This window comes from Vibrio sp. JZG10 (genome assembly GCF_054064075.1).
The window spans coordinates 35741-58764 of the sequence record NZ_JBSUGE010000020.1 but is presented as its reverse complement, the minus strand read 5'-3'; the positions used below and the strand labels follow the sequence as shown (position 1 = coordinate 58764).

Sequence of the window (23024 nt, the reverse complement as noted above, 5' to 3'; positions counted from 1 at the left end):
TTCCCCTCACAGCTCCAAGAAATAAATTTGCTTAGTATCATAAGTTGTTATTAAAAGGCGCCTAGAATTAAGTTATTATTCAACGCATTGTAAATATCAGGAATTGGGAGGAATGAATGGCAGAGCAAATTGAATTCGACCAAGCTCACCAAGCCCTCCAAGAAGTCACAGAAGCGCTAGAAAATGGCCGCTTCGTCCATGTTCGTCGTCAGTTACAGGACATGGAACCTGAGGATATAGCTCACCTTTTAGAAGCCTCTCCACGCAAAAGCCGTGAAGTTCTCTGGCAACTCACCGACCCTGAAGACTACGGTGAAATCCTCGACGAACTGAACGAAGACGTCAAAGATAGTCTCGTATCCAAAATGGCACCAGAAGCGCTTGCAGAAGCGACAGAAGGCATGGATACCGATGACGTGGCTTATGTACTGCGTAGCTTGCCAGACAACCTGTCACGCGAAGTCCTGTCGCAAATGGACTCCTCTGACCGTCTGCGTGTCGAAACCGCCCTGTCCTACCCAGAAGACACTGCAGGTGGACTGATGAACACCGACGTTATCACGATTCGTGGTGACGTAGATGTGGACGTGGTTTTACGTTATCTGCGTATGAAAGGTGAACTACCAGAAGCAACGGATGCACTTTATGTCATTGATGAAGAAAGCAAACTGATTGGTGAACTACCCATTACTCTGCTGATCACGACCCAGCCTGATGTCAAAATTGTCGACATCATGGAAGATGCTGACGAAGCGATTACTGTCGATACCAGTGATTCAGATGTTGCTAGTCTGTTCGAACGTCGTAACTGGGTCTCTGCTCCTGTCGTAGACGAGAATCAGCATCTCGTTGGCCGTATCACTATCGATGACGTAGTTGACGTTATCCGTGAAGATGCCGAGCACTCGATGATGAGTATGGCAGGTATGGACGATGACGAAGATACCTTCGCACCCGTTGTAAAATCAGCTCGCAAACGTAGTATCTGGCTTGGGGCTAACGTGTTGGCCGCACTCGCTGCCGCTTCTGTTTCTAACATGTTTGAAGCCACGCTAGACCAGATGGCTGCCATTGCCGTATTGATGACGATTGTTCCTTCCATGGGTGGTGTCGCTGGTAACCAAACCGTCGCACTAGTGATTCGTGGTCTTGCTCTTGGTCATATCGGTGACTCGAACAAACGAGAACTGTTGATGAAAGAAGCCTCGATCGGTTTACTCAACGGCATCATGTGGGCGCTGATTATTGGCGGTATTGTTGTCGCTTGGAAAGGTAACTGGATGCTAGGGGGAATCATTTCCGCAGCGATGCTGACCAACTTATTGGTCGCTGGGGTTGCCGGAGTAACGATTCCAATCCTCTTAAAGAAAATGAACATCGACCCAGCTTTAGCTGGTGGTATGGCGTTAACGACCGTAACGGATGTAATTGGTTTATCAGTATTCTTAGGGCTTGCCACAATACTGATTACCTAACTGCAAAAACAAAAAAGCCTGATGAACACATCAGGCTTTTTTTAATTCTGAATTGGGAGAACTTACTCACCCGCCACTTTCATCGCATCCAGTAAGATTGAACCCGTTTGAATTTGCGAGCGCGTTTCAACGTCGCTACCTACGGCAACAATCTTATTGAACATGTCCTTCAGATTACCAGCGATGGTAATTTCCGATACTGGGTATTGGATTTCACCGTTCTCAACCCAGAAGCCTGCAGCACCGCGAGAGTAATCACCTGTTACCACGTTCACGCCTTGTCCCATCACTTCTGTCACTAGAAGACCAGTACCGAGCTCTTTAAGCATTTGTTCGAAGTTTTGGCCTGTCGACTTCACGTACCAGTTATGAATCCCACCAGCGTGACCTGTCGGCGCCATCTTCATTTTACGTGCGGCATAACTGGTTAACAGGTAAGTCGCTAGCACACCGTCAGTGATGATCTCACGATCTTGAGTGTACACGCCTTCGCTATCGAAGGGGCTTGACGCCAAACCACGTAATACATGTGGACGCTCCGAGATATTGAACCACTCAGGAAGCACTTGCTTACCAAGGTGATCAAGTAGAAAAGAAGATTTACGGTACAGGTTACCACCGCTGATCGCCATAACAAGGTGACCAATCAAGCCAGTTGCAACATCAGCGGCAAACATGATTGGGTATTTACCTGTCTTTAGGCGCTGCGCATCTAAGCGGTTAATCGTATTCTCTGCCGCTTTACGACCCACCGTTTCTGGTGTCCATAAGTCATCGCGATGACGTGCCACTGTGTAGCTGTAATCACGCTCCATTTCGCCATTTTGACCAACGCCAATCACACAACAACTGGTACTGTGGCGGCTAGACGCATAGCTTGCTAATAAGCCATGGCTGTTACCATACACTTTTACACCGTAGTGGCTATCATAACTCGCGCCATCACTTTGCTTGATTGCACTGTCATAACTTAACGCTTCTTTCTCAGCGGCGATCGCCACATCGGCAGCATAATCGGGATCGGGGGCGTCTGGGTGGAAAAGATCAAGCTCAGGGATCTCTTGCACCATGTATTCTTTGGCTGCGGGCCCTGCAAATGGATCTTCAGATGTGTAATGTGCAATATCCAGCGCCGCAATAACGGTTTGCTCGATAGCAGCTTCACTTAAATCAGACGTGGAAGCACTGCCTTTACGTTGACCTCGGTAAACGGTAATGCCCAGCGCACCATCGCTGTTGAACTCGACATTTTCTACCTCGCCCATGCGAGTAGATACACTTAAACCAGTGCTTTTGGTAATTGCGACTTCGGCGGCGTCAGATTTTGCCGATGCAAGCTTTAAGGCTCTTGCGACGGCTTGCTCTAGCTCGGTACGTTGCTCAGCAACCTGCTGTTTAATATCCATTGTCTTTCACATCTTGTCTTTGATGAACAATAGGATAACAAGAATTTCGCTTTCTCCCCACGATTCTTGTTAAAATAGTCATAATATTAATCAAAACACAGGCAACTGAAATGGCACGTAAGAATCAAAAAGCGCCATGGGAACCAGAAGAAGAGATCATCTGGGTAAGCAAATCCGAGATGAAGCGAGACATGGAAGAACTGCAAAAGCTAGGTGAGGAGCTTGTCGGCCTCAAACCTGCAGTTCTCGAAAAGTTTCCATTGAGCGAAGACCTGCGAGAAGCAATTGCAGACGCACAACGCTTTAAAAACGAAGCACGTCGTCGCCAATTACAACGTATTGGTAAGTTGATGCGTTATGAAGATCCAGAGCCAATCCAAGCGGCGTTGGATAAGATTCGTAACAAGCACTCTCAATTAACGGCGGTATTCCACAAGCTTGAAGCTCTGCGTGATCGCGTGGTGGAAGAAGGTGACAAAGCCATTGATGACGTAATGGAAATGTACCCAGAGGCGGATCGTCAGCGTCTACGCCAATTGGCTCGCCAAGCAGCCAAAGAGAAAAAAGCAGGGAAACCAGCAAAAGCGTACCGCGAAATCTTCCAGATCCTAAAAGGTCTGAACGAAGAAGAGTTTTAATTCGACGGTTCGATTCCAACGAGCATTCAATTAACGAAAAAAAGCAGACATGATGTCTGCTTTTTTATCTTTTACTTAAATGTCAGCGTTACACCAAGCGATTAATACGCTCTCCGCGCTCGAAAGCGTTAATGTTCTCAATCAAGATTTCCACTAAACGTTGAATCGATGAGTCGCTGCCCCATGCAACATGCGGTGTCAGTAACAAATTAGGTAAACCCATATTGGCAATCAGCGGATTGCTCTCATCAGCTGGTTCTTGGGTAAAGACATCAAAGCCAGCCGCAGCGATTTCTCCCTGCTTTAGGGCATCCACCAGCGCTTCCTCATTAACCAAGCCTCCACGCCCCGTATTAATTAGAATGGCGTTGGACTTCATTTGTTGCAACTCTGCTTGACCAATTAAATTCTGAGTATGCTCGTTGAGCGGACAGTGCAAAGTCAACGCATCAGAACGTTTCAACACTTCTTCAAACGGTACATAACCAGGTCGACATTCCGGTGCACCTTTACGCTCAGAAAAGATCACCTGCATGCCTAGCGCATTAGCTAACTGTGCTGTCGCTTGCCCTAAAGCGCCGCTGCCAATAACACCTAGTGTGCTACCACCTATATCCCCGATTGGGTGCGTAAAAAAGCAGAACTGCTTATTACGCTGCCATTCGCCAGCGGCAATATCTTGATGGTAACCAAATAAATTTCGGCGTAAAGCAAACAGCATCGCCATCACGTGCTCAGGTACCGAACGCGTCGCGTAACCACGTACATTGGCAACCGCAATATCCTGCTTAGCACAGTAGTCCACATCGACGTTGTTAAAACCAGTTGCGGCAACCGCGATCATCCGCAATTGTGGTAGTTGCTCTAATACATTTTGGTCAAGCAGGACTTTATTGCTAATCACGATATCTGCATCTGCTAACCTTTCTATTACCTGCTCTGGCGCGGTTAAGTCGTACTCACGCCAGTGGTGCTGAAAGCTAGGTCGTGGGATCTCAATATGTTCTGGGATGGTCGCACGGTCCAAAAATACGATGGTCGGCAAAGACATAACAACTCCTTGTTCACGGCTGAAAGACAGGATACATCAACCACAGTAACGAAATAGCGAACTAGAAAGAACCGTTGTTGACTGCGGTTGGCATTAAGGGTGTGGCAACGTTTTATAATCAGGCAATGTACGTTCTGGAGAAAAATGGTTAAAGATCGCCGCCTCGGCTTCAGGATAAAAGTCACAAGGTACAAAAATACTACTCAGCTGATCCGTGGCTGGGTGATAAAAACTTAGCTCCGCAGCGTGCAACTCTAAACGCTCTGAAAACTGATACGCCTCTTCAGTTGCATAAAACTCATCACCAATAATCGCATGACCAATCGCCATCAAATGCACGCGTAACTGATGCGATCGACCAGTAATGGGCAGTAGTCGCACAACGGTCGTATGGGTGCCATCAGGGTGCACTTCACGCTTCACCACTTGGAATAAAGTTTGAGATGGCTTGCCGTCGTCGAAGCATACTTTTTGTCGCGGACGATTTGGCCAATCACAAATTAATGGAAGATCAATATTCCCTTCTTGCGGCTCAACATGCCCCCAAACACGTGCGTAATACACCTTGTGGGTGAGACGATATTGGAACTGCTTTTTTAATGCTCGCTCCGAAGGTTTGTTTTTCGCCAGCAGCATCAACCCTGATGTCGACATATCCAAGCGATGCACTACTTGGATTTCTGGATGCACTTCCTTGAGGCGGCTCCACATGCTGTCGTAATGCTCTGCAAGTCGACCAGGAACAGACAGTAACCCAGATGGCTTATTCACTGCCAGAATGTCGTCATCCTCAAAAACGATATCGACCCAAGGGTCGGTGGGAGGGGTATATTCAAGCATTGCCATGGGAGATCTCTACAAAATAAAAACGCCGCGATTATATACCCAAATAGCACCCAGATGCAGGGTGCTGAAGAAAAGTTCAAACCAATAAAACAAAGTCAATCCTTTAGCATAAAAACTAAAAATAGCACGTTGTAAATTTAGTTTGACAACAAGACGCATAACTGAATAGAGTGCTAGATGCACACAGCATGATATTCGCAAAGAATACTTAAAATAAATACATCAAAACACAGCATTTAAAAGATATTACCGTTGCGCAGTATAGGGCGAGCGCTCAGCTTGTCATGTACTGCGGTATGTATCTCTTTAGAAAGATACATAAGATAAAAAGGACAATAAGCAATGGACTCCGCCGTTATAGATAAACCCCAATCCAAACTTTCCTTATTTTTTCGTTCGCTAGGCCCCGGCATATTAATGGCATCTGCTGCGGTCGGTGGCTCTCACCTAGTCGCATCAACCAAAGCTGGTGCGATTTATGGCTGGCAATTGGCTGCACTGATTCTGCTCGTAAACCTGTTTAAATACCCTTTTTTCCGAGCGGGCGTACAGTACACCATGGGGACAGGGCTCACCTTGGTTGAGGGCTACGCGAAATTAGGTCGGCCTTATCTATGGCTATTTCTATTTCTGAGCGTGGTCTCAGCCGTAATCAATACCGCCGCTTTGTTGATGTTTAGTGCTAGCTTGCTGGGCTACTTCATTCCGTTTTCACTATCAATGGCATCACTCAGTATCATTGTGATTGTCACCTGCCTGATCATATTATTTGCTGGCCATTACAAAGCGCTCGATACGCTATCTAAGGTGATCATGTCGGTGTTAACCATCGCGACTTTACTTGCCGTTTCTATCGCCTTTGGTAACCCTGTTGAGCAAGTGGCCAACTTCGAGCCACCGTCACCTTGGTCGATTGCGGCAATTGGCTTTATCGTCGTAACAATGGGCTGGATGCCAGCACCGATAGAGATCTCCTGTTTAACCTCTGCATGGCTAAAACGCCAATCAAGCCAGCAAGAAGTAACGTATCGCTCTGCTCTATTTGACTTTAATGTCGGTTATATTGGCACGGCTTTTCTTGCCATTATCTTTGTATCATTAGGTTCTTTGATGCTTTATGGCTCTGGCGTTGCGCTTGAAAGCTCTGGCGTTGGCTTCTCCCACCAATTGGTTGGCTTATATGCGGCAACAATTGGCGAATGGTCTCGTTACTTAATCGCGGTAATTGCGTTTTTCTGTATCTTTGGCAGCACGATTACCGTTATTGATGGCTACTCACGCGTTATTTCTGACTCTCAACGTCTACTGCGCTCACAACCAGACACTAACCCTAAAGCCACGTCAGCGATCATGCTGGTGGTCGCCTTACTTGCATTAGGTATTGTGGTTTTCTGGGCTTCTGCGTTATTGCCTATGCTGAACTTTGCGATGATCCTCGCCTTTATGACCACGCCATTCTTTGCTCTGCTAAATTACACATTAGTGAGCAAAACCGAGTTACCTGAACCTTTGGCTGTTGGACCTAAATTGAAGTGGTTGTCGATTGCCGGTTTGATTTACTTGTTTGGCTTCTTGGTTGTATTTATCTGGTGGAAGTGGTTGATGTAAATGAGGTAGCTATCAGTGATTAATGCATTCCGCATAAAGAAACTAAACCGCAAATAAAGAAAAAGGTCTTCAACTGAAGACCTTTTTTTAATGAACAATAAATGCTTACTTAGTTGTGGCTCACCACAATCAAACGTAGCGAGTCGAGCTGCACTTGAGCTTGGTTGATGTAACCAGTGAGCTCCTTAATTTGTGCATCAATGGCTTCAATTTCTTCATCACGAATATTTGGGTTTACCGCTTTCAGTGCTTGCAAACGCTCAAGTTCTGCATTCAAGCTATGCTGCATATCTTGATGAGCTTGCTTGCGTACTTCCTCAACCTTCGCTTCGATAAGACTATCCCCCGCTTCAATTAAGCGGTGTACGTCTTTCTGTACCGACGTGACCAACTTGCTGCCTAAGTGACGGTTTACAGGGCTGAGCTGGCGGTTAAAGCTTTCAAATTCCACTTGAGCAGACAAATCATTACCACGCGAGTCCATCATCAAACGGATTGGCGTTTTCGGTAAGAAGCGCGCGATACCACTGCGTTTTGGCGCTTGCGCATCTACCGCGTAAATCAACTCAAGAAGAATGGTCCCGACTGGTAACGCTTTGTTTTTCAGTAGAGATACCGCAGACGTCCCCACCCCTTCACTCATCAGAAGATCGATACCACCCTGGATCATTGGGTGCTCCCAACTGATAAAGTGCATATCTTCACGAGATAAAGCCGTATCACGATCAAACGTGATCGTCGCCCCTTCGTATGGCAGGCCTGGGTAGCTTGGTACCATCATGTGCTCAGATGGGGTCACAATCAGTGCGTTTTCACCTTTGTCGTCTTGGTTCAAGCCAATCGTATCAAAAAGAGAAAGTGCGAAGGTGACCAAGTTGGTATCGCCGTCGGTTGATTCAATTTTCTCAACGATTTGTTGTGCTTTTTCTCCGCCATTTGAATGCATTTCTAACAGGCGATCACGGCCTTGCTCCAATTGGGATTTCAGCTCTTTATTCATTCTTGCTGACGCTTCAATGATCTCATCTAGCGTGCTGGTGTCACCAGAAGCAAGGATTTCAATCAGATCATCAGAGTACTTATCATAAACGGCACGGCCTGTTGGGCAAGTTTCTGCAAAAGCGTTTAAACCTTCATCAAACCAGCGAGCAAGAATGGCTTGCGAGGTACCTTTCAGGTAAGGAATATGAATGTCGATGTCGCGGTTTTGGCCGATACGGTCCAAACGACCGATACGTTGCTCAAGCAAGTCAGGATTGAACGGCAAGTCAAACATGACTAATTGGTTGGCAAACTGGAAGTTACGACCTTCAGAGCCGATTTCACTACAGATAAGAACCTGTGCACCACCTTCTTCTTGCGCAAAGTAAGCGGCTGCTTTGTCACGCTCAAGGATCGACATACCTTCATGGAAGACGGTCGCACGAATGCCTTCACGCTCACGCAGTGCTTGCTCCAATTGCAGAGCCGTACTTGCACGAGAGGCAATCACCAGAATTTTCTCGCTGCGCTTCTCTTTTACCTTTTCAAGTAACCAATTCACGCGCGAGTCAAACTGCCACCAGCTTGCATCATCGCCTTCAAATTCTTGGAAGATCTCTTCTGGGTAAAGGTTCTTCATTGCACGTGCTTCCGAACTCATCTTACCGCCGATCATCCCAGCAACACGCATTGACGTGGTGTATTGCGGTGGGATATCCATTGGCATCAGGTGCACGTTACGCGCAGGGAACCCTTTGATAGCCGCACGTGTGTTACGGAACAGAACTCGTCCCGTACCGTGACGATCCATCAAGTTGTCGATCAACTCTTGGCGCGCTGACGCTTTCGCTTCTTCGTCCGCTTCACTTTCGATAATGCGGAAAAGTGGTTCTACGTCTTGTTCAGACAACAACTCAGTAATCTGGTTTTTCGCTTCATCAGGCAGTTTTTCACCAGAGAAAAGTGAAGTAATCGCATCCGCTACAGGTGCGTATTGCTCTTCTTCCTCGACAAACGCTTCATAATCGTAGAAACGGTCAGGATCCAGCAAGCGCAGACGAGCAAAGTGGCTCTCACGACCAAGCTGTTCTGGCGTTGCCGTCAGTAGCAGTACGCCCGGAGTGCGTTCAGCCAAGCCTTCCACTACTTGGTATTCACGGCTCGGTTTATCTTGGCTCCACTCAAGGTGATGCGCTTCATCGACAACCAGTAGGTCCCATTCGCCTTCCAGTGCTTGTTCAAAACGCTTGCGGCTCTTGCGTAGGAAGTCCAAAGAACACAGCACGTATTGCTGGGTATCAAATGGGTTTTCTGCATCCGCGAATGCTTCGATACAACGCTCTTCGTCAAAGATAGAGAAATGCAGGTTGAAACGACGCATCATCTCAACCAGCCATTGATGTTGCAGTGTTTCAGGTACCACAATCAAAATACGTTCTGCACGGCCAGACAGCACTTGCTGGTGGATGATCATGCCCGCTTCGATGGTTTTACCCAAACCAACTTCATCCGCCAGTAATACGCGTGGCGCGTGGCGACGGCCAACTTCGTGCGCGATGTAAAGCTGATGAGGGATCAAACCTGCACGCATACCACATAGGCCACGCATTGGGCTCTTATGCTGCTCAAACTGGTTGGTTAGCGCACGGTAACGCAGAACAAAGTTGTCCATGCGATCAATTTGACCGGCGTACAACTTATCTTGAGGTTTATTAAAACGAATTTGGTTACTAAGGAAAATCTCACGCAGAACAACGGCGGTTTCTTGCGTGTCTTCACGAGTACCGAAATAGGTGTATAGACCTTCATCTTCCAGTACTTCTTCAACTTTTAGAGACCAACCTTCTTGGCAGTCGATGACATCACCAACGTTAAAGGTGACTCGGGTAACAGGTGCATCGTTACGTGCGTAAACTCGGTTTTCCTCTGACGCTGCAAACATCAATGTCACAGTACGAGCATCCATTGCTACAACGGTACCTAAACCTAAATCGCTTTCCGTATCGCTAATCCAGCGCTGCCCCAAAGCAAATGTCATGAATTGACTACCTCGTTATTAGTTCTTGATTCGTGTTTCTTGTTGGTCTACTCATGCCCGTAGGCATGGATAATAGTTTAGATCTGATTCTGGCTTCTGCTATGCCGATAGCATTCGTCATTCCAGTATGAACTGAGTATTTTTAAGCCAGCTCAACATGATAAATCGGACGTAGCCTATACGCAGAAAAAGGTCGCTAATCTTACTTGAAGCTGTGATTTAGGTCACGCCGAAACCGCACCAAGCAGAAACTTTTTTTCCCCAAACTATAAATGCAATCAAATTGTAAAATACTCATGCCAATTATTAAGTTGTAGAACGTAAATATTACGTATACTTCTAGTGAGGGGCGTTTAAAACCATTGCATATGATTTAAGCGCGTTAGTACACGATTAGGATCAACACGGGTTTGCAGTAAGTTGTCTTGCTACTCGGTTGCACACTAACCGACATCAGCCCGACAACCTCTATTGCAAGCAATCAGAGTTAGGCCGCTTCACACCTATTTGAGAACGACCTAACCACTCGCATGCAGAGCCGTATTACGGCAAGGAGACGCTATGGGCGATACCGATCGGAAACTGTTTGTACTTGATACCAACATTCTTCTTCATGAACCCTTTGCCATCTTCTCTTTCCAAGAACACGATGTCGTTATCCCCATGACCGTGTTGGAAGAACTCGACCGAATCAAAGACAGCAAACGCGATGTCGCAAGAGACGCTCGCGTGGCTATTCGCGCTTTGGAAGATTTGTTTAAAGAAGCAACGCCCGATGAAATTTCTGAAGGTATTCCTGTTTCTAAAGACAGCCCCGACCAAGGCACCATTTCCATTTTGGCGGATTTTGAACTGCAGGAAACCGTCAAAGCCTTCGCCGACAAAGCCGGTGACAACCGCATACTCAATGCGGTGCTTTATCTGCAAAACAAGCGAGCACCACGTGAAGTGGTACTGATCACGAAAGACATTAACATGCGTCTGCGCGCCAAAGGCGCTGGCGTACGTTTTGTTGAAGACTACCGAACCGATCAACTGATTGACGACATTCAATACCTCACCAAAGGTTTTCAACTGCGTGAGGGGGACTTCTGGAGTGATATTGAGGAAGTGGAAAGTTATGCGCTGGGCGGAAAAACCTATCACAAGCTCAGTCGTGAACCTTTTGAACCAACCTTTATTAACCAATATGTGATTGATGAAGACAGCGACTTTGCTGGCCGCGTGGAAACCATCAATGAAGACAAATTAACGCTACTCGACCTGAGCCGCGAACGCATGATGCACCGTAAGGCTTGGGACATCACACCAAAAAACATCTACCAAGGAATGGCGTTGGATGCCTTACTTGACCCGGATATTGACCTAGTGATTTTAACCGGTGCCGCTGGTAGTGGTAAAACGCTATTAGCCATGGCAGCAGCACTGGAGCAAACCATTGAAAAAGGCATGTTCGATAAAATTATCGTGACGCGTAACACGCCAGACATCGGTGAATCCATCGGCTTCCTACCCGGCTCAGAAGAGGAGAAAATGATGCCGTGGTTAGCGGCGGTGACCGATACCTTGGAAGCGCTACATAAACACGATCACTGCACTGAAGGCTCATTGAAGTACATCTGCGATAAAGCCAATATTCAGTTTAAATCGATCAACTTTATGCGTGGCCGTTCTATTCAAAATGCGTTTGTGCTGCTTGATGAGTGTCAAAACCTCACCGCTTCACAAATCAAAACCATCATCACCCGCTGCGGCGAAGGAACCAAAATCGTCTGCTCCGGTAACTTGGCGCAGATTGACTCCCAATACCTCACCCCTGTGACCTCTGGTTTGACCTACATGGTTGAACGCTTCAAGAACTTTGAAGGCAGCGCGAATATTCACCTTAACGGCGTGGTTCGTAGCCGCTTGGCAGAGTTTGCCGAAGAGAACCTGTAGTCGACATCGACTCACAAAACAAAAGAGCGCTCTGATGAGCGCTCTTTTTATAACGATTCGAATGAGTTACTCAGTGCCACCCACCGTCAGTGAGTCCAATTTCAAGGTCGGCTGACCAACGCCAACTGGCACACTTTGGCCTGCTTTACCACATACGCCAACGCCCTTGTCGATACTTAGGTCGTTACCGACCATAGACACTTGCTGCATGGCTTCGATACCAGAGCCAATCAACGTCGCCCCTTTAACTGGGCGCGTAATTTTGCCATTTTCAATTAAGTACGCTTCCGATGCGGAGAACACAAACTTACCCGAAGTAATGTCCACCTGACCGCCACCAAAGTTTGGCGCATACAACCCTTTCTCGACCGTCGAGATGATTTCTTCTGGCGTATGTTCACCTGGTAGCATGTAGGTGTTGGTCATACGCGGCATTGGTAAATGTGCATAAGACTCACGACGACCGTTACCTGTTGGGTTCACACCCATTAACCGCGCGTTTAGCTTGTCTTGCATGTAACCTTTCAGCACGCCATTTTCGATGAGCGTGTTGTACTGGCCATTCACCCCTTCATCATCCACATTCAGTGAACCACGAAGGTCTTTTAATGTACCGTCATCAACAATGGTACACAGTGAAGACGTCACTTGTTGACCCATTTTGCCAGAGAAAACCGAAGATTCCTTACGGTTAAAGTCACCTTCTAAGCCATGACCTACCGCCTCATGTAGCAATACGCCTGGCCAACCTGAGCCCAATACCACTGGCATCATACCTGCTGGCGCGGCTTCTGCTTCAAGGTTAACCAACGCCATGCGAATCGCTTCGTCTGCATAATGGAAAGCTTGTTTCACACCATTGCTTTCCGTTAAAAAGAAATCGTAACCAAAACGGCCACCGCCACCAGCGCTACCTCGTTCACGTCGTTCACCTTTTTGAGCGAGCACGCTAATAGACAAACGTACCAAAGGACGAATATCGCCTGCATAAGTACCGTCTGTTGCCGCAACAAGCATCTGCTCATGCACACCGCTGATGCTGATCGAGACTTCTTTAATCAATGGTTCTTTAGTGCGGATGTAAGCATCTAGAGACTTAAGTAATTCTGTTTTTTGCTGCTTTTCCCATTCAGCTAGTGGATTCACAGCCGCGTAGTACGCTTGGTTCTCCGTACGTTTAAACGCATGAACTTTGCCATTTTGCCCTTGCTGAGCAATACCGCGCGCCGCCATTGCACTCTGCTTCAGGCCTTCAGGCTGGATTTGATCAGAGTAGGCAAAGCCTGTTTTTTCGCCAGTTACGGCGCGGACACCAACACCACAATCAATGTTAAAAGAGCCATCTTTGATGATGCTGTCTTCTAGAACCAGAGACTCATGCCAGCTGGACTGAAAGTAAATGTCCGCATAATCGATCTGGCGTGTCGCAATGCTGGCAAGCGTGTCAGCAATGTCTTGTTCTGTCAGACCATTTGGGGCAAGGAGTGCCTGTTCTATTTGGTTTGTGCTCATAGTTAGCTCTTTTATTTCCGTCTCAATTCATTTTGAAAGCGACTGTGTTGAGTCAGCGGCATATTCTGCCTTACTTGTTGGCTTTGTGACAAATCTATCTCTGTCACCAATAAGCCTACTTCATCCTGAAGCTGTTTATGAATACGTCCCCAAGGGTCAACGACCATTGAGTGTCCCCATGTTTTTCGTCCACATGGATGCGTTCCAGTTTGTCCGCTTGCCAAAATCCAACATTGTGTCTCAATCGCTCTAGCTCGCAATAATACTTCCCAGTGAGCTTGCCCCGTCACAGCGGTAAACGCAGCAGGCACCACAATGATATCCGCGCCTTCTTGGCGCAATACTTTATAAAGCTCAGGGAAACGAAGATCGTAACAGATGCTCAATCCAACGCTGCCGATATCGGTTTCCGCCACGACTATTTGATTACCCGCCATAAACGTATCCGACTCACGATAACTACCATAACCATCGGCTACGTCGACATCAAACATATGCAGTTTGTCATAGTGAGCAATGCATTTACCGTGCGGCGGCAATACAAGCGTTGTGGTCGTGACACCTTTTGCGGTTTGAATGGGCATGCTTCCGACAATCAGTGTTAACTGGTTCTTTCTTGCGATTTCAGAGAGCCGCTGTTGAATCACGCCACTCCCAAGTGGCTCTGCATGTTGATGGTACGCTTCGCGGTTGGCAAACAGCACCGTATTTTCAGGGGTAAGGACAAGCTTGGCACCTTGCTTACTCGCCAAAGCACACTGTTTTTCAATAAAGTCCAGATTCGCAGTGATATCCGGACCCGATGTCATTTGAATAATGCCAACACGTTCCATGTGTTTCCTCCTTATTCCATTTTAGTCGGTGAGTTATTTGGCCTGTTCACGCAGCTTTTCTGGCAGTTTGTATTCACCTTTACTTCGCGAAATTTCTTTCACCGTTGGGGAATCTAGTGGGCCTTTCACTTCATAATTGACTTGAGTGAAGACCTCAACCACCGGAGAAATCACTGTTGAGATGGCTAAAACATACAACGCGGTTTGTGGCGCTACTGCAAACGCGGTCAGCATTGGTAGGCCTGATGTGATGTCTGGGGTGAACTTCACTTCCGCATCGACCATTCTGCTGTTCATATTGGCGATGCCGCGGATCTGCATTTCTCCTGCTAACGCATCCATCACGATATCGTTGGTGATAAATACGCCATCTTGGATTTTGCCCGTGCCAGTGATCGAGTTAAACGCCATGCCTTTGTCGAATACGTCGGTAAAGTCGAGCTGCATCTTACGGATGATAGAATCCAAGCTGAACAAACCTAACAAGCGTGCCGCACCACTGACTTCACTGATCACGCCTTTACCAAATTCCGTTGAGACATTCCCTTGCAAGGTTTGTGTCTTCATCGACCAAGGCGCGCCGTCCCATTCCATATTGGCATTGATCTCAAATGGTGCCTGCTGAATACCCGATGTGATACCAAAGCGCTCCATAAGATCAGTGTTGTTATCACCTTTCATTTTCATGGTTAAGTTGGAATGGCTATTCTCTTTTGTCAGGTCCCACCAACCGCTCATATCAATACGGTTTTTGCCGCTGCTAAAGGTGATATTTTTCCACTCCAAACGGTTCTCGCGACGCTGCAAATCAACATTCACCTTCCCCACTTTGTAACCTTGCAACCAGAAATCATCGATGTTCAAAGTTAAGTTTGGCATCTCAGCGTGAAACTGGCGGTCAAAATTGGTAATCAAAGGCGCGTTTTGATCCTCACTGGCAAAGAGCGAGCTACGCTCTTTGGTCATCTCTTCAAACCCTGGAATATACAGGTGCAAGTGCTCCAAAGAGACCGATAAGTCATACGGCTTCAGATAGTTAGCCTTACCTTTAACCTCTTGACTGTCCACATCGAGTTGCCAGCTCAAATTCTTTTTGCTTGCGGAGAAGTCCACATCATGAAACTCAATCCCACCAAGCTGCAAGTTTGGCGTTTCAACATCAATCCGTGTAGGCAATGGAATACTCGGCGTCTTCATGCTTGCCAGAACAGATGAGGATTGCTTACCTTCCGAGCCCTGAATCAGCTCTGCCCACTGGTCTAAATTAAGCTCACCGACACGCACTGATGCATCGTGTCCGACAATAGGGCTGATCCTGAAACCACCTTTGCCGACCATTAAATGAGTCGCCGTCAGAACAGGTACCTCGCCAGTTATATCTATCTCGGTTTGATACTTAGCATTTGGGATCTGTAGTCTTGCTGAAATACTTTCTTGGTTGCCGGATGCCTGCAGTTTTGCTTGCCCGGACTCGCCAACTTGTTTCGCTAGCGGATAGGGATATTGACTCGCTAAACGATTTAGCTGCGCCAACACATCAAGTTGATAGGTGAAGCCTACATCATTAAGTTGTAAGTCAATGTCCATTTGCCACGGCGCATGCCCAGAAACAAGCTTTAACCAACGCTCACCAACATAAGGTTTGAGAGGCTCAACGTCCCAATCCCCTAATGTATTAATCGTCACATTGTAGCCCTGTTCCGCACTCTCACCACGAAAATCGAGGGAGATAGGCTGGGTAAGCAACTCTGCAGACAAACCCGATGTGGTGACCACATCATTATCGAAGTGGATACGCCCTGTGGCTTTCTCCAGCGTCATTGGCGGCGCTTCAATATCGACACGATTTTCTGTTAAATCGGCATAACCCCAAGCACGGGACTCTTTTTCAAAATCAAACGGAATGTTGAGCTGGAACTCAGAGTAAACCGGACCACTCACTTGCAGCGCCGTCAACGCTGCCCCGACCGAGTCCACCAATGGCGTCGCCATCATGTAGTCACGAACTTCATTGCCCGGCGCGCTCGCTTTGGCTTCAATCTCAATGTGCCCACCTTCCGCCAACTCAGGGATTCGCCCAGTAATACGCTTGGCATGAACACCATTTAGCGTAGCGGACTTTGAATCCAAATACATGGCATCATTTTCAAACAGCAAGTCCAGCTGCAGATCAGTGATGGTTGGCCACGCCGTATCAAAGCTAAATTTCGCGTCTTTTAAACCGACCCACGCCTGAAACATGCCATTATGATCTTTGTAAGGAAAATCCCCTAACTCGCCATACCACAGCAGCTTAGCCGTATTCACTTTACCGCCTTGAATCGCAGTCGATAGGTAATCCGTTAAGTCTTGTCCAAGTGCCAGAGTCGGCAGGTAACGCCATGTTTCACCTGCGTTATAGAGATCTGCTTCAGCATAAAACGATAAAAATGGGCTTTGTTCTTTTGGAAAATCAAGACGGAATGCTCCTAGTACTTGAAGATCCGGTGTCGCTGCCGTCACTTTATCAGACCACAAGCGCCAGCCGCTCTCATCTTGTTGCCAGATAATATCGACTTCACCTTGTTTGATATTCAGCGGAGCTTGAAATACATCACCGTACGGAAATACATCATCAATGACGGTTACTTTCGCTTTTGCCTGATCTAAATCACCAGATACACTGCCCTGTACATGATGGAATCCTGGTAGCAGTTCCCATTGCGTCATCGCAAGTTCATCCAGTTCCGCGGAGTAGCGTAACGTGTCTAAACCACCGTTCATGGACAAGCGAACATCTTCAACTCGGCCTTTCGGTGCCAATTTGTTGATAAGATCACTGGTCGATTCCGACTCTGGAGCCAATTTGATGAGCGGAATAAGTACTTCGATATCGAGTTGAGAAAGGTTGAGCATCCAACCATTCGGTTGCCAATCAAACGCTGCGTCTAGTTCCGGCCAAGGGGTGTTGTCGGTTCTGATACGAAGTGAGTGACCATTTACTTTCCAACCTTGTTTATCAGGTCGAAGGTTGAAAATACCTGACTCGATAAACAGCTCATGACGACCGTTTTCATTCCACACCAGCTCAGAAGGCAACAGTTCAACATACGCATCATTCGGTTGGCTGTGTTTCAACGTCAGCCAAGTGTTTAAGCTGACCTTACCCGACTCAGCACCCGACTCTTCTTGCATGTAAGTGGTTAACCAAGGCGTCACTGAGACATCTTGGGCACTTACGTAAAACTCACCAGACACATCACGCAGCGAACCATGGTCTTTAAAGTTAGCGCTCACTAACAGTGAATTCAGACGAACATCGGCAATGTTCACGGTGCCTTCAGCTAAGTGATGCTTGCCTTGGTTGCTCCAACGGAGCTGCTCGATATCTAAACGGCGAGTCTCACCAGATACCGATTTATACCAAATCCGTGAGTCGGTAATGGTGAAGTCTTCAAACTGACGTAAAAGAAGTGAGTCGAGTTGGTCGATGAGCTTCACTTCGCTCTTGTCCACACTCGGTTCCTGCTCTTGACGACTAGAGGTCGGCAGAATGTCTACGGTGTGAATATCCAGAGCGAGGTTATGGATGGTGAGGTCAGCGACCACCGGTTTGAGTTGCAAAAGAGATTGAATGAGATCGAATTCAATTTGGATTTCTTCAACGGCAAAGCGTGCATCCTGAATATTCGGCAGATTCGCTTCTAAACCGAGTAGCGCGATGGAGGGGTGATTATTGCGCCACGTCCCTGCGACGTTGGCGATAGAAAAGTCAAAACCTGTGTCCTGCTTGACCCAGGTTTTGATCTCATCTTGGAAGTGGTTAAGTTGTGGCAATGTGACGCGCAGTGTGGTTACTAATATGGCCAATAACACCAGTACAGTAACTAAACTCCACGCACAAAAACGCCCAAAACGGTTAACACCAGAATTCACAAATGTTCCAAATTACATCATTACGACATCAAACTGTTCCTGAATGTACAGGGGCTCAGCCTGAACTCGCACTTGCTTGCCAATAAATACTTCGAGCTCAGCCAATGCATGAGACTCATCACCCAACAGCGCTTCAGCAACAAACGGCGATGCGTACACAACAAAATTATCGGCATCGTAAGCACGGTTTACACGAGTAATCTCTCGTAATATCTCAAAGCACACGGTTTCAACCGTTTTCACGCTACCACGGCCCTCACAAGTAGGACAGCCAGAACACAAGATATGTTCAATACTTTCTCGTGTGCGCTTACGCGTCATCTCGACTAAGCCGAGCTGAGTAAAGCCGTTGATGTTGGTTTTTACTCGGTCTTTCGCCAGCGCCGTTTCCAATGAGGTGAGCACTCGCTGACGGTGCTCTTCAGACGCCATATCGATAAAGTCGATGATGATGATGCCGCCGAGATTGCGCAAACGCAGCTGACGAGCAATAGCTTGCGTTGCCTCAATGTTGGTATTAAAGATGGTCTCTTCAAGATTACGACGACCAACAAATGCACCAGTGTTGATGTCGATAGTTGTCATAGCTTCAGTTTGATCAATGATCAAATAGCCACCCGACTTTAGCTCAACCTTGCGCTCTAAGGAGCGCTGAATTTCATTCTCGGTGTCGTACATGTCAAAGATTGGCTTGTCACCTTCGTAAAGCTCAAGCTTGTCTGTTAACTCAGGTACATACTCAGAAGTGAATTCTTTCAGGTTTTCATATTCGAGGCGGGAGTCGACCATGATTTTATCGAGCTCTGTGCCGACAAAATCACGCAGAATGCGCTGGGCTAAACCAAGTTCACCGTAAAGCGTTGAACGTGTTTTGTATTTTGAACGACGCTCCATGACTTTTAGCCACAAGCGCTTAAGAAATGCCGCGTCTTGAGAAAGCTCTTTTTCATCTGCGCCTTCCGCGGCGGTACGAATGATAAAACCACCGTGCTCATCACAGTAATGATTCACCACTTTTTTCAGACGCTCGCGCTCTTTCTCACTCTCAATACGCTGCGAAACACCGACATGACTGGCCCCCGGCATAAAAACAAGATAACGCGAAGGTAAGGTGATATCCGTCGTTAAACGCGCGCCTTTCGTACCGAGCGGATCTTTGACCACTTGTACAACAATGTCTTGTCCCTGACGTACCAGCTCAGAGATATCACGGACTTGAAACTGCTGTTTTTCGTTCTCTGCCACACATTCGGTATGCGGGACAATATCTGACGCATGTAAAAACGCCGCTTTATCTAAACCGATATCGACGAAAGCCGCTTGCATACCTGGCAGTACTCGGCTGACTTTGCCTTTGTATATATTGCCCACAATGCCACGACGCGATTCGCGCTCGATATGTATTTCTTGTAGTACTCCACCTTCAATCATGGCCACACGAGTTTCACTCGGGGTCACGTTAAGCAGCAATTCTGCACTCATGTGCACACCTCAAAACAATTATAAAAATTCTTGAATTAGCTGATCGGTTTCGAACAAAGGTAAGCCTACTACAGCGTGATAACTGCCTTCGATTCGGGTGACAAATCGCCCTCCGAGTCCCTGAATACCATAACTTCCAGCTTTATCGCATGGCTCTCCTGACTGCCAATATTGTTCGATTTCTTCGTGAGTCAGTTGTTTGAACCACACGTCAGTGGTGACGACCACTGAATGTTGTTGTTCCGATGATACGACGCTCACCGCAGTCATCACTTGATGACGACGACCGGATAAGTCAGTAAGCATACGCTTTGAATCTTCAAAACTTTTTGGTTTTTCTAGCACACGGTCATCGCATACTACGACCGTGTCAGAGCCCAATACAACGGAATCAGGCTTAGCTAATGCTAAGCCTGCCTGAGCTTTTTCCAAAGAAAGACGCAACACGTAATCTCGTGCTTGCTCATGAGTCTGTTTGGCTTCCTCAATATCAGGCAATACGATCTCAAAATCATAACCCAGTTGAGCAAGCAGCTCTTTTCTTCTCGGAGAACCCGATGCGAGAACGAGAGATAAGCTTTTCTTCACCGCTTTACCTTACGTGCCATGCACGACGAACTCGTCGCATTAATAAAAACATCCATGGCCAAAGTATACAGTTTATTGCCGCCGTCCACAGAGATAATGGATTAAATACTACGTCCTGGTTCAAATATTCCCCACAGAATATCAAAACTTCCAATAACGCAGTAAAAAAGGCAATTAAAATCGACTGTTGCCACAATGCCATGTTACGAATCAACAGGAAATTCAACGCCACCAGATAGATGACAATCGACATCATCATGCCGCGAATTCCAAGCGTTGAGCCGATCAAGATATCCCATAATAAGCCCAGCACTAGCGCGGTTCCAACGTTCACTCGGTGCGGCAGTGCCAACACCCAATAACAAGTGACAAGAAACAACCATGATGGACGTAAAACATCCAACACACCTGGCCACGGAATGGTTTGCAATACCAGCGCAACGAAGAAACTGACACCAATCACCATTCGGCTGCTCACTACATTATTGGCCATCAGTTACCTCTTGTTCTTCTTGCTCTAGCCCTTCATCCACATTGGATCGCAGCACTTTGTGTTGACGATCTTCATTCGGCCAAATCAGCAGTAGGTAACGTAAACGATCAAACTCTACAACTGGCTCAGCCTTGATTGACGCAAACTCTTGGCGCGTATCGTGATCCACATTGGTAACCGTCGCGACTGGGTACCCTTCTGGGTAAATCCCACCTAGGCCGGATGTCACCAATAGATCGCCAACCTGAATATCAGTACTGGTTGGAATGTGCTCCAGTTGGATTTCATCCATTTCACCATTGCCCGACGCGATAACTCGAATATCGTTACGGATCACCTGGACAGGAATCGCATTTTTCGCATCCGTTAGCAACAGAACACGTGCGTTGTGCGCTGCGACAAACGTGACCTGACCAACAATGCCTTTTTCGTTGATCACTGGCTGTCCGACGTATACACCGTCTATTTGTCCTTTATCAATCACCACTTGATGACGATAAGGTGAGGTATCAACCGCCATCACTTCAGTTACGACTTTCTTTTCATCCCGGACAAATGAAGAGCCTAACAATTTGCGTAGACGTTGGTTTTCTTCTTTATATTGATCGAGCAAGATCAGCTCGCTTTTCAGGCGTAGCACTTCTCGCTTTAAGTTGCGATTGCCTTCAACTAATGCCTGACGAGTATTAAAACGTTCAAATACGCCATCGAACATGCTGCGAGGCAAATTGGCTGCGTATTGAATGGGCGCAACCATACTGTTCAATAAGTATCGGACGTTGGAAAACGTATCTAGACGACTATCAGCCAGCATTAAGCTCGCCGACACGATGACAGCAAAAAACAGACGTAATTGCAGAGACGGACCTCTGCCAAAAATCGGTTTCATCTTGTTTTTGACCTGATTGCTTCCATGATTATTGAGCCTTACTTGGCAACCTAAAAATACTTAAATAAATACTTTTAGGTATGGAGCATGTTTGAATTACAGAGAGAGCAGAAATGAAGGTGAAGCCCGACATGAGCTTCACCTAAACCTTTATTCTTCAGAGAACAGATCGCCACCGTGCATGTCGATCATTTCTAGTGCTTTACCGCCACCACGCGCAACACACGTTAGTGGGTCTTCCGCGATAACCACAGGGATACCGGTTTCTTCCATTAATAGTCGATCGAGATCTTTCAGTAGCGCGCCACCACCAGTCAGAACCATGCCGTTTTCAGAAATGTCTGAAGCAAGCTCTGGTGGACACTGCTCTAGTGCAACCATGACTGCTGAGACGATGCCAGATAGCGGCTCTTGAAGCGCTTCAAGGATCTCGTTTGAGTTCAGGCTAAAGCTGCGTGGCACACCCTCTGCAAGGTTGCGACCGCGAACTTCAATCTCTTGAACTTCATCGCCAGGGTAAGCAGAACCGATTTCGTGTTTGATCTTTTCAGCCGTGGCTTCACCAATCAAGCTGCCGTAGTTACGACGTACGTAGTTAATTACCGCTTCATCAAAGCGGTCACCACCGATACGTACAGACGATGAGTAAACCACACCGTTTAGAGAGATAACGGCAACTTCAGTTGTACCACCACCGATATCGACCACCATTGAACCTGTCGGCTCAGACACGCGCAGACCAGCACCAATTGCTGCCGCCATTGGCTCGTCGATTAGGTAAACTTCACGCGCGCCAGCACCGAGAGCTGATTCACGAATTGCGCGACGCTCAACTTGGGTAGAACCACAAGGAACACAAACAAGAACACGTGGGCTTGGCTTTAGGATGCTGTTGTCATGCACTTGTTTGATAAAGTGCTGAAGCATTTTTTCGGTTACGTAGAAATCAGCGATTACGCCGTCTTTCATTGGGCGGATAGCGGAAATGTTGCCAGGTGTACGACCAAGCATCTGTTTTGCTGCGTGACCGACTGCAGCAACGCTTTTTGCAGAACCTACACGATCTTGACGAATAGCAACTACAGAAGGTTCATCAAGGACAATACCTTGCCCTTTTACGTAAATTAGAGTGTTGGCTGTACCTAAATCGATAGATAGATCGTTAGAAAACATGCCACGAAGTTTCTTAAACATACTCTTCGCTCATCCTGCAAAAATATAGAAGACAAAAATTGCTCTAAATGTACCAATGCCTCGCTGTCACAGCAAGGTATTGGTACACAAACATGAGCAGAAAGCCTCAATTTCTTGCAGTTTCCTAACTTAAGGGC

At 47.0% G+C, this 23024-nt stretch carries 16 protein-coding genes; 4 read left to right on the top strand and 12 right to left on the bottom strand.

The window, feature by feature from the left end; genetic code table 11:
- Nucleotides 1-116 precede the first annotated feature (116 nt).
- Complete coding sequence (gene mgtE / locus ACWYVB_RS19330; RefSeq protein WP_006742352.1) at nucleotides 117-1475, top strand: magnesium transporter; 1359 nt, start codon at nucleotides 117-119, stop codon at nucleotides 1473-1475.
- Nucleotides 1476-1537: 62 nt separating this feature from the next.
- On the opposite strand, the gene pmbA is transcribed toward mgtE, so the two are convergent.
- Nucleotides 1538-2881, bottom strand: coding sequence for a metalloprotease PmbA (gene pmbA / locus ACWYVB_RS19325; protein ID WP_005396252.1), 1344 nt, complete (start codon nucleotides 2879-2881; stop codon nucleotides 1538-1540).
- 110 nt (nucleotides 2882-2991) lie between these two features.
- Between pmbA and yjgA the strand changes: the two genes are divergently transcribed.
- Nucleotides 2992-3519, top strand: a complete 528-nt coding sequence (gene yjgA, locus ACWYVB_RS19320; RefSeq protein WP_005396253.1) for a ribosome biogenesis factor YjgA — start codon at nucleotides 2992-2994, stop codon at nucleotides 3517-3519.
- Between the two features lie 88 nt (nucleotides 3520-3607).
- On the opposite strand, the gene ACWYVB_RS19315 is transcribed toward yjgA, so the two are convergent.
- The gene (locus tag ACWYVB_RS19315; RefSeq protein WP_457529824.1) at nucleotides 3608-4570 is read right to left on the bottom strand and encodes a D-2-hydroxyacid dehydrogenase; all 963 of its coding nucleotides are present in this window, start codon (nucleotides 4568-4570) and stop codon (nucleotides 3608-3610) included.
- A 93-nt stretch (nucleotides 4571-4663) separates the two neighbouring features.
- The gene (locus tag ACWYVB_RS19310) at nucleotides 4664-5416 is read right to left on the bottom strand and encodes a pseudouridine synthase (protein WP_457529822.1); all 753 of its coding nucleotides are present in this window, start codon (nucleotides 5414-5416) and stop codon (nucleotides 4664-4666) included.
- A 342-nt stretch (nucleotides 5417-5758) separates the two neighbouring features.
- Between ACWYVB_RS19310 and ACWYVB_RS19305 the strand changes: the two genes are divergently transcribed.
- Nucleotides 5759-7024, top strand: a complete 1266-nt coding sequence (locus tag ACWYVB_RS19305; RefSeq protein ID WP_457529820.1) for an NRAMP family divalent metal transporter — start codon at nucleotides 5759-5761, stop codon at nucleotides 7022-7024.
- A gap of 109 nt (nucleotides 7025-7133) precedes the next feature.
- Here ACWYVB_RS19305 and rapA read toward each other — a convergent pair whose 3' ends face one another.
- Nucleotides 7134-10043, bottom strand: coding sequence for an RNA polymerase-associated protein RapA (rapA, locus tag ACWYVB_RS19300; RefSeq protein ID WP_446602798.1), 2910 nt, complete (start codon nucleotides 10041-10043; stop codon nucleotides 7134-7136).
- A 561-nt stretch (nucleotides 10044-10604) separates the two neighbouring features.
- On the opposite strand from rapA, the gene ACWYVB_RS19295 reads away from it, so the two are divergent.
- Nucleotides 10605-11981, top strand: a complete 1377-nt coding sequence (locus ACWYVB_RS19295) for a PhoH family protein (RefSeq protein WP_256935779.1) — start codon at nucleotides 10605-10607, stop codon at nucleotides 11979-11981.
- 66 nt (nucleotides 11982-12047) lie between these two features.
- Here ACWYVB_RS19295 and tldD read toward each other — a convergent pair whose 3' ends face one another.
- The 8 genes from tldD to ACWYVB_RS19255 all read right to left on the bottom strand — a co-directional run bounded on the left by tldD (nucleotide 12048) and on the right by ACWYVB_RS19255 (nucleotide 22887).
- Nucleotides 12048-13493, bottom strand: a complete 1446-nt coding sequence (gene tldD / locus ACWYVB_RS19290; RefSeq protein WP_047009150.1) for a metalloprotease TldD — start codon at nucleotides 13491-13493, stop codon at nucleotides 12048-12050.
- A gap of 11 nt (nucleotides 13494-13504) precedes the next feature.
- The gene (locus ACWYVB_RS19285; RefSeq protein ID WP_085344285.1) at nucleotides 13505-14326 is read right to left on the bottom strand and encodes a carbon-nitrogen hydrolase family protein; all 822 of its coding nucleotides are present in this window, start codon (nucleotides 14324-14326) and stop codon (nucleotides 13505-13507) included.
- Nucleotides 14327-14359: 33 nt separating this feature from the next.
- Nucleotides 14360-18241: a YhdP family protein gene (locus tag ACWYVB_RS19280; RefSeq protein WP_395217998.1), complete on the bottom strand. Its 3882-nt coding sequence runs from the start codon at nucleotides 18239-18241 to the stop codon at nucleotides 14360-14362.
- Nucleotides 18242-18253: 12 nt separating this feature from the next.
- Nucleotides 18254-19723, bottom strand: coding sequence for a ribonuclease G (rng, locus tag ACWYVB_RS19275; protein WP_005381138.1), 1470 nt, complete (start codon nucleotides 19721-19723; stop codon nucleotides 18254-18256).
- 18 nt (nucleotides 19724-19741) lie between these two features.
- Nucleotides 19742-20311, bottom strand: coding sequence for a Maf family protein (locus ACWYVB_RS19270; RefSeq protein WP_395217997.1), 570 nt, complete (start codon nucleotides 20309-20311; stop codon nucleotides 19742-19744).
- A gap of 4 nt (nucleotides 20312-20315) precedes the next feature.
- Nucleotides 20316-20804 carry a rod shape-determining protein MreD gene (gene mreD / locus ACWYVB_RS19265; protein ID WP_012841380.1) on the bottom strand — a complete coding sequence of 163 codons (489 nt, stop codon included), beginning with the start codon at nucleotides 20802-20804 and terminating at the stop codon, nucleotides 20316-20318.
- Nucleotides 20794-21693, bottom strand: coding sequence for a rod shape-determining protein MreC (gene mreC, locus ACWYVB_RS19260; protein ID WP_005396268.1), 900 nt, complete (start codon nucleotides 21691-21693; stop codon nucleotides 20794-20796). Before mreC ends, mreD begins: the two co-directional genes overlap by 11 nt.
- A gap of 150 nt (nucleotides 21694-21843) precedes the next feature.
- Complete coding sequence (locus ACWYVB_RS19255) at nucleotides 21844-22887, bottom strand: rod shape-determining protein (RefSeq protein WP_005381144.1); 1044 nt, start codon at nucleotides 22885-22887, stop codon at nucleotides 21844-21846.
- Between the last annotated feature and the right edge of the window lie 137 nt (nucleotides 22888-23024).